A 14,636-nucleotide genomic window follows, 5' to 3' on the forward strand; every position below is an offset into this window, starting at 1 on the left:
TCTTATAAAGGAATACTGGGTGGTGACATCGGGAGCGGTGTTCACTCACCGGGTGACCTCACGGTAGGAACGCGGCGCATGCCGGCGATCCTGCGGGGCGGCCGCCGGTGGATCGCACGTGGAGCCGTCCCGATCCAACTATCAAAGGTGATGTATATGAAACTCAATCTCAGCTCGCTTTCCCACGCGAGTGATTACGAAGCGGCCGGTATTCAAGTTCCGGCTTTTGATGTGGCCGCCACGCAGGAGCGCGCGCGCACCAACCCGCGCTGGTTGCATATCGGCCCGGGTAATATTTTCCGGATTTTCTTGGCTCGCATTGCGGATGACATGCTTGCAGACGGCAAGTACTGGCCGATTACCGGTGTGGTTCCCATGGATCCCGCTGAAATGGAAAAGCAGCTCGAAGCTTTTGATCTGCTGACCCTGGGCGTTATTCTTTCCGGGGACAAGCGCGATACCCGCGTTATCGCCGGCTTGGCTGATGGCCTGGCCACCCGCCGCGACGGTGATTTTGACCGGCTCGTCTCGATTTTCACCAAGCCGGAGATGACCACGGTAACTCTCACCATTACCGAAAAAGGCTATGTTATTCAGGATTCCCAGGGTGAACTCTCCGAAGCTACCCGCGCGGATATCGCTTCGGATCCTTACGCTAACCATGAAAACACCATGGCACTGCTGGCCGGGCTCCTCGCGCATCGCTACCAGGCGGGCGGAGCACCCATTAACTTCATCTCTGCGGATAACTTCTCCCACAACGGCGATAAGCTGCGCGATTCGATATTGCAAATTGCCCGCGGGTGGGTGGAGCGCGGCGCACTCAGCCAGGAATTCCTGGACTGGGTCAGTGATGACACCAAGGTTGCTTTCCCGATTTCCGTGATCGATAAGATCACCCCCCGACCCTCGGAAGAAGTTTCGGAATACCTCACCGGTCTTGGCTTTACCGACATGGGTATTGACCACCTCGGGCGCACCCCGATTGCCGGGTTTGTCAACGCCGAACCCACCGAATACCTCATTATCGAAGATAAGTTCGCGGCCGAACGCCCGCCTTTTGAGGACTACGGCGTGTACATCACCGATCGTGAAACCTGCGATAAGTTCGAGCGGATGAAGGTCACCACCTGCCTCAATCCGCTCCACACCGCACTGGCAGTGTCCGGTACGGTTATGCGCTTCCCGACCATTGATTCGGAAATGCGCGATCCCGATTTGGCGAAGATGGTCAATATCCTCGCCTATGATGAAGCGATGCCGGTAGTAACCGATCCGGGGATCATCGATCCGAAGGACTTCGTGCGCGAAGTCCTCGAAGAGCGGTTCCCCAATAGCGCGCTGCCCGATAATCCGGCCCGTATCGCCATGGATACCTCGCAGAAGATTCCGATCCGTTTCGGTGTCACGCTGCAGGAGTATCAGCGCCGCGGTCTGGATATGGACAAGTTGCGCGTGATCCCGCTCGTATTCGCGGTGTGGGCACGGTACCTGCTCGGTATCGCGGACGATGGCGAAGAATTCACGCCGTCTTCCGATCCGCTGCTGGAAGAACTCCAGGGGCACCTCAAGGGAATTAAGCTCGGTGAAAGCGTTGACGCTCACGCCGTGCTCAAGCCCATTCTGTCCAATGCCAATATCTTCGGCCTTGACCTGTATACCACTCCGCTGGCGGAGAAGGTCGAAGCTCTGTTTACCAAGCTCATTGCCGGTCCCGGCGCTGTGCGTGCCACTATTCACGAGGAGATCAACTAATGAAAATGACATTCCGCTGGTACGGCGAAGGTCACGACCCGATTCCGCTGCAGTACATCAAGCAGATTCCGGGCGTGTCCGGAATTATGGGAACCCTGTCCTACAAGGCGGCGGGGGAGAACTGGGAAAAGGACGAAATCAAGGTCCTCATCGACCAGGTCCACGAAGCCGGGCTTGAATGCGAGATCATCGAATCCGTCAACGTCCACGAGGACATCAAGCTCGGGCTTCCGAGCCGTGACGAGTACATCAAGAACTACTGCACCACGCTGGAAAACCTCGCGGAATTCGGCGTCAAGGTAGTTGTGTACAACTTCATGCCGGTCTTTGACTGGCTGCGCACCGAGCTCGCTCACGTGAACGAGGACGGCTCCACCTGCCTGTACTACGATCACTCCGAAATCGAAGGCATGACCCCGCAGGATATCGTCAATAAGACGGCCGAAGAGTCCGGCGGCCTCACCCTGCCCGGGTGGGAACCCGAACGCTTGGCCAAGTTGGATGAAGTCATGGCGCTTTACCAGAATATGACAGTGGAGAAACTGCGCGAAAACTGGAAGTACTTCCTGGACGGCATCATCCCCACCTGTGAAAAGGTCGGCATTAAGATGGCCTGCCATCCGGATGATCCGGCCTGGGATCTCTTCGGTATTCCGCGTGCCTACAAGAGCCTGGATGACATCAAGGAAATCCTGGCTCTCAATGATTCCCCGATGCACTCCCTGTGCGTGTGCATCGGCTCGCTCGGCTCCAACCCGTCCAATAACGTTGCTGAGATCCTGCGCTACGTTGGCGAACGTGGCCGTATCGCCGCTTCCCACCTGCGTAATGTCAAGTACCTCGGGGAGAAGACGTTCAAGGAAGCGGCCCACTGGTCCGCGGACGGCGACCTCGATATGCAGGCCGCGGTGGAAGCCATTTACGATACCTGCCCTGATATTTACGTGCGTCCCGATCACGGCCGCATGATTTGGGGCGAAGAAGGCCGCCCCGGCTACCCGCTGTATGACCGGGCACTGGGCACCCAGTACCTCCTCGGGCTGTGGGACGGCATCGACAAGATGAAGAAGGCGGCAAAGTAGTGTCTCAGCAACTTCCAGACGTTCGTCCGTTCCTGGAAACCCACCCCATTGTTCCCGTTGTGGTGATCGATGATGCCGCGCAGGCACCCGAGGCGGCCCGCGCGCTCGTCGCCGGCGGTATCCATTGCGCCGAAGTGACGTTCCGTACCGCTGCCGGTGGGGAAGCCATTAAAGCCATGCGCGATATCGAGGGAATGACGGTGGGTGCCGGAACGGTGCTCACCCGGGCCCAGGCGGAAACCGCCGCGGACCTGGGCGCGAAGTTCTTCGTGTCCCCGGGCTGGAGCGCCGGTGTTGCCGATGTGGCAGCCGAACGCCAAATTCCCTACCTTCCGGGTGTGCAGACCGCTACGGAAATCATGATGGCCCTGGAGTACGGTGCCACCGCGGTAAAGTTCTTCCCCGGTGGGGAAGCGGGTGGGCTGCCCATGGTCAAGGCCCTGCGCGGTCCCTTCCCGAATACCTACTTCGTGCCTTCGGGCGGTGTGAAGCTCGCGAATATGGCCGAGTGGCTGTCCGATCCGGCGATCCTGTCCGTATCGGGTTCGTGGATGATCAAGCGCGACCTGATTTCCTCTGGGAACTTTGCGGAGATCACCCGTCTGTCCCAAGAAGCATCCGATCTAGCTAAGGAGATTCGCAAGTGAGCGACGCCCTGACGATTAAATCCGCCGAGGAAACCACCTACGATATTGTCTCCCTGGGTGAAGTTATGCTTCGCCTGGATCCGGGTGCCGGGCGTATCCGCACCACGCGTCAGTTCGCTGCCTCCGAAGGTGGCGGCGAATACAACGTGGCTCGCGGCCTGCGGCGCGCTTTCCAGAAGCGCGGTGCGATCCTCACTTCCCTGGTACGTAACGAAGTGGGCTTGCTGCTCGAGGATCTGATCCTCACCGGCGGTCTAGACACCCGTTTTATTCATTGGGTCGACGACGACGGCATCGGCCAGTCGGCTCGTAACGGTCTCAATTTCACCGAACGCGGTTTCGGCGTGCGCGGAGCGGTCGGCTGTTCCGACCGGGCCCACACTGCGATTTCGCAGCTCACCCCGGAGGATATCGATCTCGATTACCTCTTTGGCGAGCTTGGGGTGCGCTGGCTGCACACCGGCGGGATTTACGCGGCCCTCTCGGAGCAAGCTTCGGAAACGGCCCTGGCGGTTATTAAGAAGGCCAAGGAATACGGCACCGTCGTGTCCTATGACCTCAACTACCGTCCCTCGCTGTGGAATCTGCACGGTGGAAAGGCCCGTGCGCAGGAAGTGAATAAGTCCCTGGCACCCTTCGTGGATGTCATGATCGGTAACGAAGAGGACTTTACTGCCTGCCTCGGTCTGGAAATCGAAGGCGCAAATGAAAACCTCGATAATCTCCAGGTGGAATCCTTCCACAAGATGATTGAGAAGGCAGCAGAAACCTTCCCGAACTTCAAGGCCATCGGTACCACGATGCGCCAGGTCCGTTCGGCAACCATCAATGACTGGGGTGCAGTGGCATGGAAGCGTGACCAGGGCTTCGTGCAGGCCACCCAGCGTGATGGCCTAGAGATATTTGACCGCGTGGGTGGGGGAGACTCCTTCGCCTCCGGGCTTATCTTCGGGCTCATGGAATACGGTGATGTCCAGAAGGCAGTGGAACTCGGGGCCGCCCACGGCGCCCTCGCCATGACCACGCCGGGTGATACCACCATGGCTACCCGCGCCGAGGTAGAGAACCTCGCCCGCGGTGGCTCGGCGCGCGTCAAGCGCTAAGGCCGTATAAGCTGCACAGAGGTGCACAGGTGCAGCGTACGCCACGCGCTAAAGCCGCATAACCGCGGCGTGCGTCACGCGCCTATCGCGCGGCTTGCCTTCGAGTGAGCTAGCTCAGGGCGCACACCGCACACAGCGCAATGAGTGGGGAGCAGATCCGGACATCCGGATCTGCTCCCCTCTGCATTCACGGAGCCGCATGAACCGTACCAGGAAACGAAGTGGTCCGGCCCGGAACCACCGTGAACCGTGCCGCAAACAAAGTGCGCGGGAGAGCACCGTTTCGGGGCGATTTCGTGTCCCCTACGCGCGCTTGGCGGGGACCATGGTTCGACATGCGCACTTTGAGGAGGAGAGAGACCAGGCCGGCTAACAAAATGTACCTGGGTGACAGTTTTTCCGCGATTCAATGTCCGTGGCGTACACTCTGTGCCCCTAACAGTCCAAAATGCACGTTTTGCAGCCTTGACGCTTGAGAATGACCCACTCTACCTACCTCGCCCGCGGGAGGTAGGGTGTTTTTTCGGGACGTACTTTGCATGTACGACAAGCGCAGTACAGCTCTGAAAACAGATACCCCCTCGCCCGGGGCCGATGTGACTATCGAAGTTCGTGAGGTCCATGAGGCTCTCGCGGGAAGACCGCAGTGTTTGCCCGGAATCAAAGCGCAATGGCAGCTACATTACGCACACCCTTGCGCTATTAGTTCAGTTTCAACTTGCGCTTGAGATTACCCGGCGGTGAAGTCCTCACGGCGGCGGCCGGTGTACTGGATTGCGATACGGTCCTCCGGGCGGGTATCAACAAGGTAAATAACTGCCAGGAACAGCCATTCCAGGGGTTTCATAGCGAGCCATACGACGTCCGCTGCGAGGCGGGTGCGGATGAGTCGCGAGAGCGGGAAGCCGTAACGGTTATAGAGGCTGCGGATTGCCCGATGTGCCCTCGGGGTCTTTTCTTCCAGAACCTGTTCGAAGGCATTCGCGATAAGAAGCTGGCGATTCACGGTGATGCGATGCCCGCCGCGTACTCCGTCCCGGATCGGTTTCACCACTGCCGGGTGCCCGCCTGCTGCCACGGTGCATAAATAGTGCTCGTCGTAGTAGGTATTGGGCGGGGAGATTCGCTGCGAAAGCGTCCAATCGCTTGTTTCCGTGAAGGCTTTGATGGCGGCGTTTGGTTCCTGGCCGAAGAGCACCAGAATAAGGAGGAAGATACCCAGCACGGGTATCAGGCCGAGCAGAGCGAGCAGCGGCCAGGTTCGGGCATGGGAAAGAATGTTTTCCAGGTAGGCGAGCACGCCTGATCCGACCTCCCGGCTTTCCGGTGTCTCCCGGGGCTCTCGGAGCTCTTGGCGATGAAATTCGTGGATTTTCACGATGATTGTTTTCGCGGAGATCAACACTACCGCGATGACCGGCAACAACAGGATGAGATTTTCAGCTCCCCCAGGCCGGAATGTTTGAATAGTCCATACGATAACAATCGCGTTGCCAAGATAGATGCACGAGAAGCAGAGAACCGTGAGAAGTGGCGGGATCTGGCTGAGCGGCTTGAGCCGCACGTAAAGAAAAGCTACCGAGCAGACGATGCACAGCAGCACTAAAAATGGCTGAAAATCAGTGTGGACCGGCGTATGCGTCTGGTCATTGACGAGATGCTCCGACCAATCGGCATAAAAGACCACCCTGTATCTCATCGAGATAGCGGCCAAATGGAAACTAAGCGCTAGAAAGATAGTCCAGACATCATGCGCTACGTCTAGAACCGGCAGCGGCTTCCCCCGTATTGCGGTGATGAGCGCGATCACCTGGTAACAGGTGAGAATAACCGGGTACGTGGTCACCCAGGGGAGGAGGGCGAAGAAAACCAAAAGAAAAATCAAACCTTGAGGGTCCCACGAAGCCCCCGGGTTAAGCTGTCCCGTATATGCGGTATAGAGGAGATACCCGGGGACTGCAATAACATAGGCAAGAAAAATCTGCGTGAGGTAGGGGTGCCGCTTCACGAAACTACGCTTGCGGGCCTGAGACATCCGGATCCTCCTCAGCCGTCTTCCGCTTGCCCCCGGTGGCGCAAGCGTCACCCCAGATTCTAGATCGCTAGCAAGCCGATGTAGGTGAGGGTACCGGCGGCGAGGGAAACGAGCATGCGGCGCCCAGAAAGCTCGTGCGCCAGGATCGTGACGGCGCTGGCTACGCTCACGTGCAGCACAGATTCAGCAGACACCGGAAGGACTTCGTTGCGTACCATCGCCAGCGCCAAAATTACCAGCACTCCCACCGGGAGCCAGACCGAGAGCGCTCGAACCAGGCGCGAGCGGCGCAGCGGATGCAAAATGAGGAAGGGAATCCCGCGCAGGCACAGCATGAGAGCCAAAGAGCCGAGCAGGACAGCCAGGAGATAGCCAGTCATCGCAGATCACCTACCTCGCCTGCTGCGCCGCCCGGGGAAGGTGCGGCGTCGTCGTTCTTCTTGACACGAGTGCGCACCACGAAACGCACCACCAAGAACAGCGCGAAAAGACTCATCGCGACGGGCAGAAGGGCGCTCGGCGCACATAGCTGCGCCAGCAGGAACGCGAGGCCGGCACCGAGCACGCCGGGAATATCGCGGCGTGCGTGGAAAGCGTCCAGTGCGAGGACGATGAAAAGGGCGACGAGCGCAAAATTAACACCACGAATCTGACCGGGAAGGAATCCGCCAATCGCCACTCCCAGTAGTCCGCCACCAACCCAGCATGCCTGGAGCACAGCTTGGAGAGAGATGAGCCGGCGTTGGTTCCAGACGCCCGGATGTGAGGTGGTGATCGCGTAGGTTTCGTCGGTGAGGGAGTAGATGCAATACATGCGGGCAAGCGGGTGGGTGAGCTGCGCGATGGGATACGAAAACGCGTAAAAAACGTGACGTACGTTCACGAAAAAGATGGTGAGGAGAATCGTGAGGACCGGTGCGTGTGCGCTAATGAGGGCGACGGCGAGCAGCTCAGCCGAGCCGGAATAAATAAAGAAGGACAGCGCGGGCGCTAACCACCACGGTTGGCCGTACTGGATGACAAGAAGTCCGAAGGCCATGCCCAGGGGGATCATTCCCAGGCCAGCGCCCGCGGCCATCTGTGCTCCGAAGCGTACATCTGATACGTGGGAAGGCATGCGCCCTATTGTGGCACTGGCGGGGGAGCGGAGGGTGAAGTTTCCACGATGCGGAGCGCGGGGCGCCAAGAGAGTTACTATGGTGCAGGTCCCATTGTTCAAGGTGAAGGAGCCTCCATGACCGTCGTGAAAATCAATGCTATTTCTGTTCCGGAAGGTGCTGGCGAGCACTTCGAAGCGCGTTTTGCAGCGCGCGAAGGCGCCGTAGATCAGCGGCCCGGTTTCCTATCCTTCCGGTTGCTGCGCCCACTCAACGAAGGTGAGCGCTACCTTGTGGTCACCGAATGGGAGTCCGAGGAAGATTTCACCGCGTGGTGTAGCGATCCAGCGGCACATCCACGCAAGATGGAGGAGAACCGCCACGCGGCTGCCCATGCGGACCTGAGCGCGCAGCTGCTCGAATTTGATGTAGTCAATCTTCCCGAAGTCGAGCACGGGGAAACCCCGCAGGCGGGTTTTGTTTCTCTTGTAGCGCTATCCTTCCTTCCCGGGATGGAGAAGGTTATTGAGCAGCGCTTCGCGGCGCGCAAGGCAGCCGTGGATGCGGCGCCCGGGTTCTCCTTCTTCGAGCTGTGGCGCCCGGTGCGCGGAGTGGAGGAGTACTACGTGGTCACCGGCTGGGATTCGCAGGATTCTTACGATTCCTGGGCTGAGGCCCGGGAACGTGCTCCGCATAACACCGCGGATCAGCCCAAGAATCGGGGCTTGGACGTGACCCTGCACGGGTACGCAGTGGTGCAGCAGAGCACCAAGCGGTAGGTCCTGGATGCGGGGCTGAGGCGCGAGGTGAGGACGATGCTGTGGAAACACGGACATCATTCAGGAAGAATGATGTCCGCCTGGCAAACTAAGGGGCGGGTACCGTTTCCTCGGTACCCGCCCGTGTACAGGTTGATTCTTGTGCGCTAGCTGGTGTCGTGTTCCAGCCCCGCAACTACTGCAAAAGGCCGCGCCTAGCGCTCCCGGTCTTCCAGATATCGGAGCAGCACTGCTTCGTATCCGTCCAGAGCGCCCGCGGGATCCTCCGCCGCATCCTCGAGGAAGGGAATCAGATCCGGCCCGGTTTTCTCCATGACATCCAGACCCTCCAGATCGATGTTACGGAAAGCCTTTTCCGTAACATAGTGGAGAATAGTCCGCCCGGTTGCCATAAATGCGAAAGCCACCGCCTTGCGATGCGAAAAACCGCCATCTTCCAGTGCCCGGGAGAGCCCTTGGAGCTGACGGGCAAAGTGCACCGTCAATTTCGGGTTACACAGCAGCACCTCACCCAGACCCACGAAATCATCCAGGGTGCGCCGCAGATTCGCATCTGCCTGCTCAATGGCATCGTGCCAATCTGTGCCCGCCAGCACGATTGGTGTTTCATCGGCGGCACGCCGAACGACTGCATCCACAATGTCCTGGCGGCCATCGTAGAGGCGGTACACCGCGGGGGTCGCGACGCCGATCTTGCTTGCTATATCACTCATAGTGAAGGTAAAGACGCCAACCTCCTTCGCTGCCCGAATAACATCGTCAGCGTTGAAGCGTTGCTTCCTACCCACTTTTCTTCCATGCGTTCGTTCCACGGTTTCAGTTTAGTGTAAAAATAACTCCGGTGTCGCTCGAAACACAGGTTTTTTCTTAACAAATGGGGAAACCGAGGTGGTGCTCGCAGCAACGAGTTCCGAAGCCCCCATGCGCCGCCGCCATTCGAAAGGTATCCGGATAAAAATGAGGCTCAGCACCGGCGCCCTTGTCGGTACTGAGCCTCATCTCGCGCGGTGAGTTCGCCGCACGCTTCATTCGGTTTCCTTAACGCTTATCCCGTGTTCTTCATTCCAGCGGAGATCCCGTTAATCGTGGTGAGCAGAGCACGCTGCTCATCAGCTGATTGCTCCTTGCCCGAAGCCGCATCAGCCCGAACCCGCGCCAGTAGCGCCACCTGGAGGTAATGGATGGGCTTGAGATACTGGTCACGGATACGCAAGGTACGCTGGAGAACCGGTTGGGTATCAAGAAGGTCATCCTCAGCCAGCAGGGCCTCAAGTTCACGCACCGTCAGCTCATATTCTTCGCGAATCTCCGCGTAGATATGGTGGAGACGCTCAGGCACCAAGGTACGTACGTAATGCCCTGCAATATCCATATCAGTTTTCGCCAGGGTCATCTCGATATTGGACATCGTGGTGCGGAAGAACTGCCAACCGCGCACCATCTTCTTCAAATCCTCACCGTAACCGGCTTCGCGAGCAGCCCGGAGCCCAGAACCAGCGCCGAACCATCCCGGAACGATCTGGCGGGATTGGGTCCACCCGAAAACCCAGGGAATAGCTCGCAGGCCATCCAAGCCCTTTTCCGAGGTGGTGCGCTTGGAAGGACGTGATCCGATATTAAGATCGCCCAGCAATTCCACCGGAGTGGAGGTCACGAAGTATTCAGGCAAATCGGGATCATCGGCAAGAACCCGATAGCGCTGGTACGCAGCACCGCTAAGGAAATCCATGACTTCGTCATAACGGCTGAGCGACACATTGCTATTGCGCGGTTCGCGGTGCAGGGCGGAGGCCTCCATCACGGCAGCCAGGGTGAGGGAGAGATTCTCTCGTGCCAGGGCCGGCAGCGTGTACTTATCGGAAATAACCTCGCCCTGTTCTGTAAACTTAATTTCCCCGTCCAGGACACCGTAGGGCTGAGACAAAATTGCGTCATAGGTGGGTCCACCCCCGCGCCCCACCGAGCCACCACGGCCGTGGAAGAGCCGCAGGGTCACGCCGTGGCGTGCGGCGACGTCGCGCAATTGACGCTGGGCCTGGTGAATCTCCCACTGGGAGGTCACCACACCCGCATCTTTATTGGAATCGGAGTAGCCCAGCATTACTTCCTGACGGTTACCCCGCAGCCGCACAATTTCCCGATAGGAAGGATCAGAAAGGAGGGTATCGAGGATATCCCCGGCCCGGCGCAGTTCCGGCACTTCTTCCAGCAACGGAGCGAATCCCAGATCTGCGCGTTTCTCCGCGCTTTCCAAATCGATAATCCCGGCTTCGCGAGCCAACAGGGCCACGGAGAGGATGTCATCGGGGCCGTGGGTCATCGAGACCAAATAGGTGGTGATGGCATCGGTCCCGTATATCTTATGGGCCTGGCGAATCGCCCGGAACACCTCGAAAGTCTTTTGCGAACTCGCGGTGAGCGGCGAATCATCGGTGTTAATGAGCGCGGGGGCCAGCGGGCGTGCCGAAGCCAGTTCCCGCCCCAGCAGCACGGTGCGTTCTTCGCGGCTCAGCGTTGCGTAATCCGCCTCCAGCCCACCAAAGCGATTGAACAATTCACTCAGCAGTTCAAAATGCTTCTCGGAATGCTCTCGGACATCCAAAATGACTAGCCCTAGGCCCATCCCGTGAATAATTTGCTGGGCGGTGGCGAGCAGCCCATCGGCTACCCGTTCCGCACCGTGGCGGCGCAGTGCATCGCGGAGCAGCTGGAATTCTTCCTGAATTTCCGATCCGGTTGCGTAATCATGGCCGGGGATGTGCTCGGCCCCGGTGGTAATGCGCACCTTCGTATTATTGAGTTTGGAGCGAATAGCGCCGAGTTTGAGCCGGTAGGGTTCTTCCGCGTAAAGAGCCCGCGAATCTTCATCCACAAGGTCCGGGAAGCGGAAGTCCTCTTCCAGAGAAGCCAGCAGTGCGGCGTCGTCGCCCGAAAGACGCGAGGAAATGGACAAGCTGAGCATCGCGCGGTTGACGAACCACACCGCAATATCGATAGCGGTGCTGGACTGCAACCGCAACACATCGGCGGTGGCATCTGCCGTGACGTAAGGATTTCCGTCGCGATCCCCACCGATCCAGGATCCGAAACGAATCGGCACTGCGTCTTCCGGAAGGCGGGCACCGTAACGTTCCAGTTCGTCACGGAAATCCGTGATGACATCGGGAAGGGTATCCGTGTAGAGACTGCGCAGATACCACATGACATTGCGGGCTTCGTCCAGAGGAGTGGGCTGTACCCGGCGCAATTCATCCGTGAGCCAGATACTCTCCATCACCGAGGCGAGTTCGCGATCTTGGCGGGCGCGTTCTTCACTGCCTTCTTCCGTTTCCGTCTCCACAATTTCCGAGACGCGGCGTAGCTTGGTGAGCACGGCGCGCCGCTGCGCTTCGGTGGGGTGAGCGGTAAAAACAAGGCGAATATCAAGCGAATCGACGGTTTTTTGCAGGCCTTCCAGCCCGACCGCGTCATAGATCCGGGAAATTGCGCGCGGCACCCAGGATTCGGCCGGCTCTTTATCGCCGATAACCTTGATACGGAACGTTTGTTCCGCGGCATTGGCCAGCAGGAAATATTCCGCGAAAGCGCGGGTGAGAATAATGGCGGTATCCGTGGACATATCATCCAGGGAGCGCTGCACTTCCGAAGCCGCCGTCTCCGAATCTAGGTCACGCGCAGCCGCGCGAACTTTTTCAATAAGGTCGAGGGTTTCTTCCCCGTGCTGCTGGGCGATTTCTTGACCGAGCATCGTGCTCAGGCGCCGCACAACCGCGCGCAACGGGGCGTCAAAATCTTCAGTGGAGCGGGCCGTGGTGCGGTCAACGGAGTCGTGGAGCTGAATATCTTGGTCGTGGCTCACTAGATCTACTCGCCTCTCCTTGGGGATTTCACCGTCACGGTATCGGGCGAGGCACAGCTGTGGCGTGTGCCCTTACCGACGCCGCTCTCCATCCTAACGCTAAGGCCGCGCCCCGGTGTAATCACAGGTCCCGGGTGGAACGACGCCGCGGCGACTGCGTTGTTACGTGCGCGGGAAGCCTCGCTTACACTAGCGGTGGTGAGGTACGACGACGAGGTGGTGCACGTGGACTCTGGTCTTTCTACTCGGGATATTGATGCGCTTGACGCCGCAAAACTGTATTACTCCGGACTCAGCCAGGACGAGGTCGCCCAGCGTATGCACCTGGCCCGCTCCACGATCTCCAAGTTGCTCAGCCACGCCCGCAAACGCGGTTTTGTGCGGATTACCGTCAATGATCCGCGCGAAGATGATGCTTTCCTATGCGCGCGTTTGAGCGAGCGCTTCAATTTACTGGATGTGCGCCTGGTCAGCCCGCCCAGTTCCGCGCCGGAAGATATGCGCGAGGCCCTCGGGCGGGTGGGCGCGCAGGTGCTCAGCGAACAGATTCGTGACGGCGACGCTATCGGCATCTGCCTCTCGCGCACGACCGAAGCGGTCTCCCGCCATATGCCTCGTATTCCGCGTAAAGGCGTGGCGATTATTCAGCTGACGTGCTGTATCGGGGCATGCGTGCGCACCATTGATGAAACGATGGTGATGGAACGCATTGCCGCCTCCTGTGGCGGGCAGGCCGTGTATTTCCAGCTCCCGGCTTTTCTCAGTGCTCAGCAACGTGAAGATCCGGGCGTGAAGGCGCGCTTGCGAGCTACGCGCACGCAGCGGGCCAGTACCCGGGTGGTTCTCTACACCGTGGGGGATGCTCGCTCCAATCTGGCCTATCTGGCAGGTTTCCGCCTGGAGGATGCCGATATGACGCGCCTGCTCACCACCTCGGTCGGTGATATTTGCACCCATTTCATTACCGCGCAGGGCCGGATATGCCTTCCGGATCTCAATAATCGTGCCACCGGGATTAGCCTGCCCGAGTTGCGCGAAAAGGAGCAAAAGATCCTGGTGGCCGGCGGGCCGGATAAACTCCAGGCTATTTATGCAGCCTTGGCCAATGGCTATGTGTCCCGCCTGGTTACCGATGTTGGGACCGCGCGGGCTTTGACGATGATGGCCTGATGATAAGCCTGAACACAGTGATCCGAAGTTGAACGGCTGAGGGATAACAAGGCTAAGCTGCCGTGTAACAAATGTTCCTTTCGCGAACATCGGTGGCAATATGCGCGCTCCGTAACCGCGCCACAGTGGTTTTCCCGCAAGCTGACGCGGTTTTGTACACTGCAGAAGCGCGGGGCAGCGCATGGCGCGCAAGTGGGGCTCTCGCCTAGATTCACTCGTGAACACCGGGAACGGTGTTATATCAGTAGCGTGAGACTGCTAGGGGAGACTACGGTGGTGGAGTTTCCCGCTATCAGCGTGAATCACGGTGGGAAACATACAAAGGAGTCATGATGCCCGCTCTCGATCATTATCCACATCCCGCACAGCTCATCGACCACACACTCTTGCGAGCCGATGCACGCCGCGGCGAGATTGAGGAACTGTGCTCCCAGGCCCGCGACCTGGGAACAGCATCGGTATGCGTTAACCCGGTGTGGGTGGAAACTTGCGCGGCCCGCCTTGCGGGTAGTGGCGTCAAGGTGTGCACCGTTATTGGATTCCCCTTGGGGGCCAGTACTTCGGCAACCAAAGCTTTCGAGACTCGCGATGCTATCGCGCATGGAGCTACCGAAGTAGATATGGTCATGGACCTGGGTGCGGCACGCGATGGACGCTGGGAGGATGTGGAAACGGATATCGCCGCGGTAGTGGGTGCAGCTCAGCCCGCCGCACTGGTCAAGGTGATTATTGAGATCTGCCTGCTCAGCGATGAGGAGATCGTGCACGCCTGCCGGGCTGCCCAACGTGCCGGAGCGGATTTCGTAAAAACCTCAACGGGCTTTTCCTCCGGTGGGGCAACGGAACACGCCGTCGCGCTCATGCGGGCAACTGTAGGGGAAGAGATGGGGGTGAAGGCGGCCGGCGGGATCCGCAGCGCCGCTGATTTCCGCGCCATGGTGGAAGCCGGAGCCAATCGCATCGGGGCTTCCGCCGGAGTTCAGATCCTCGCCGAATTACAGCGCTAAACACCAGCACGAGCACACGTACCAACCGAAAAAACGAATATTCCCTTCCGGGTGGTGGGGTGGCAGCGACGCCGCAACCCACCACCCGCGGGCGAACTTTGA

General features: G+C 59.0%; 12 protein-coding genes. 7 read left to right on the forward strand and 5 right to left on the reverse strand.

Going from position 1 to position 14,636, the window contains the following annotated elements:
• Positions 1–156 precede the first annotated feature (156 nt).
• From HMPREF9237_RS05660 to HMPREF9237_RS05675, 4 genes are read left to right on the forward strand one after another with little or no spacing between them, the layout of a single operon-like run.
• A complete protein-coding gene (locus tag HMPREF9237_RS05660) occupies positions 157–1,755 on the forward strand; it encodes a mannitol dehydrogenase family protein (protein WP_039898995.1) in 1,599 nt (532 codons plus the stop codon).
• Positions 1,755–2,837 carry a mannonate dehydratase gene (gene uxuA / locus HMPREF9237_RS05665; protein ID WP_016442774.1) on the forward strand — a complete coding sequence of 361 codons (1,083 nt, stop codon included), beginning with the start codon at positions 1,755–1,757 and terminating at the stop codon, positions 2,835–2,837. Before HMPREF9237_RS05660 ends, uxuA begins: the two co-directional genes overlap by 1 nt.
• Entirely contained in the window at positions 2,837–3,484 is a 648-nt protein-coding gene (locus HMPREF9237_RS05670) for a bifunctional 4-hydroxy-2-oxoglutarate aldolase/2-dehydro-3-deoxy-phosphogluconate aldolase (RefSeq protein WP_016442775.1), read from the forward strand. The genes uxuA and HMPREF9237_RS05670 overlap by 1 nt, the downstream gene beginning before the upstream one ends.
• Positions 3,481–4,587, forward strand: coding sequence for a sugar kinase (locus HMPREF9237_RS05675; RefSeq protein WP_016442776.1), 1,107 nt, complete (start codon positions 3,481–3,483; stop codon positions 4,585–4,587). The genes HMPREF9237_RS05670 and HMPREF9237_RS05675 overlap by 4 nt, the downstream gene beginning before the upstream one ends.
• A 730-nt stretch (positions 4,588–5,317) precedes the next feature.
• Here HMPREF9237_RS05675 and HMPREF9237_RS05680 read toward each other — a convergent pair.
• Genes HMPREF9237_RS05680 through HMPREF9237_RS05690 form a run of 3 tightly spaced genes read right to left on the reverse strand, consistent with a single transcriptional unit; the run spans position 5,318 to position 7,739 of the window.
• Positions 5,318–6,622: a DUF6688 domain-containing protein gene (locus HMPREF9237_RS05680; RefSeq protein ID WP_016442777.1), complete on the reverse strand. Its 1,305-nt coding sequence runs from the start codon at positions 6,620–6,622 to the stop codon at positions 5,318–5,320.
• A 59-nt stretch (positions 6,623–6,681) separates the two neighbouring features.
• A complete protein-coding gene (locus HMPREF9237_RS05685; protein WP_016442778.1) occupies positions 6,682–7,002 on the reverse strand; it encodes an AzlD domain-containing protein in 321 nt (106 codons plus the stop codon).
• On the reverse strand, positions 6,999–7,739 hold the full coding sequence (locus tag HMPREF9237_RS05690; RefSeq protein ID WP_155875943.1) for an AzlC family ABC transporter permease: 741 nt from the start codon (positions 7,737–7,739) through the stop codon (positions 6,999–7,001). The genes HMPREF9237_RS05685 and HMPREF9237_RS05690 overlap by 4 nt, the downstream gene beginning before the upstream one ends.
• Before the next feature lie 117 nt (positions 7,740–7,856).
• On the opposite strand from HMPREF9237_RS05690, the gene HMPREF9237_RS09825 reads away from it, so the two are divergent.
• Positions 7,857–8,498, forward strand: coding sequence for an antibiotic biosynthesis monooxygenase family protein (locus HMPREF9237_RS09825; RefSeq protein WP_016442780.1), 642 nt, complete (start codon positions 7,857–7,859; stop codon positions 8,496–8,498).
• 194 nt (positions 8,499–8,692) lie between these two features.
• Here HMPREF9237_RS09825 and HMPREF9237_RS05705 read toward each other — a convergent pair whose 3' ends face one another.
• A complete protein-coding gene (locus HMPREF9237_RS05705; RefSeq protein WP_016442781.1) occupies positions 8,693–9,286 on the reverse strand; it encodes a TetR/AcrR family transcriptional regulator in 594 nt (197 codons plus the stop codon).
• 257 nt (positions 9,287–9,543) lie between these two features.
• The gene (gene ppc / locus HMPREF9237_RS05710; protein WP_016442783.1) at positions 9,544–12,357 is read right to left on the reverse strand and encodes a phosphoenolpyruvate carboxylase; all 2,814 of its coding nucleotides are present in this window, start codon (positions 12,355–12,357) and stop codon (positions 9,544–9,546) included.
• Between the two features lie 198 nt (positions 12,358–12,555).
• Between ppc and HMPREF9237_RS05715 the strand changes: the two genes are divergently transcribed.
• Together HMPREF9237_RS05715 and deoC are read left to right on the forward strand one after the other, a co-directional pair.
• Complete coding sequence (locus tag HMPREF9237_RS05715; protein ID WP_155875945.1) at positions 12,556–13,527, forward strand: sugar-binding transcriptional regulator; 972 nt, start codon at positions 12,556–12,558, stop codon at positions 13,525–13,527.
• Positions 13,528–13,859: 332 nt separating this feature from the next.
• A complete protein-coding gene (gene deoC, locus HMPREF9237_RS05720; RefSeq protein WP_016442785.1) occupies positions 13,860–14,534 on the forward strand; it encodes a deoxyribose-phosphate aldolase in 675 nt (224 codons plus the stop codon).
• Positions 14,535–14,636 lie beyond the last annotated feature (102 nt).

The sequence above is a fragment of the Actinotignum schaalii FB123-CNA-2 genome (assembly GCF_000411135.1).
In the GTDB taxonomy this organism is placed as follows: Bacteria; Actinomycetota; Actinomycetes; order Actinomycetales; family Actinomycetaceae; genus Actinotignum; species Actinotignum schaalii_A.

Excerpts from the sequence above, each read along its gene's own strand:
- deoC (WP_016442785.1), top strand. The coding sequence starts at position 13,860 with ATGCCCGCTCTCGATCATTATCCACATCCCGCACAGCTCATCGACCAC.
- HMPREF9237_RS05660 (WP_039898995.1), top strand. The coding sequence starts at position 157 with ATGAAACTCAATCTCAGCTCGCTTTCCCACGCGAGTGATTACGAAGCG.
- uxuA (WP_016442774.1), top strand. The coding sequence starts at position 1,755 with ATGAAAATGACATTCCGCTGGTACGGCGAAGGTCACGACCCGATTCCG.
- HMPREF9237_RS05680 (WP_016442777.1), bottom strand. The coding sequence starts at position 6,622 with ATGTCTCAGGCCCGCAAGCGTAGTTTCGTGAAGCGGCACCCCTACCTC.
- HMPREF9237_RS09825 (WP_016442780.1), top strand. The coding sequence starts at position 7,857 with ATGACCGTCGTGAAAATCAATGCTATTTCTGTTCCGGAAGGTGCTGGC.
- HMPREF9237_RS05685 (WP_016442778.1), bottom strand. The coding sequence starts at position 7,002 with ATGACTGGCTATCTCCTGGCTGTCCTGCTCGGCTCTTTGGCTCTCATG.
- HMPREF9237_RS05690 (WP_155875943.1), bottom strand. The coding sequence starts at position 7,739 with ATGCCTTCCCACGTATCAGATGTACGCTTCGGAGCACAGATGGCCGCG.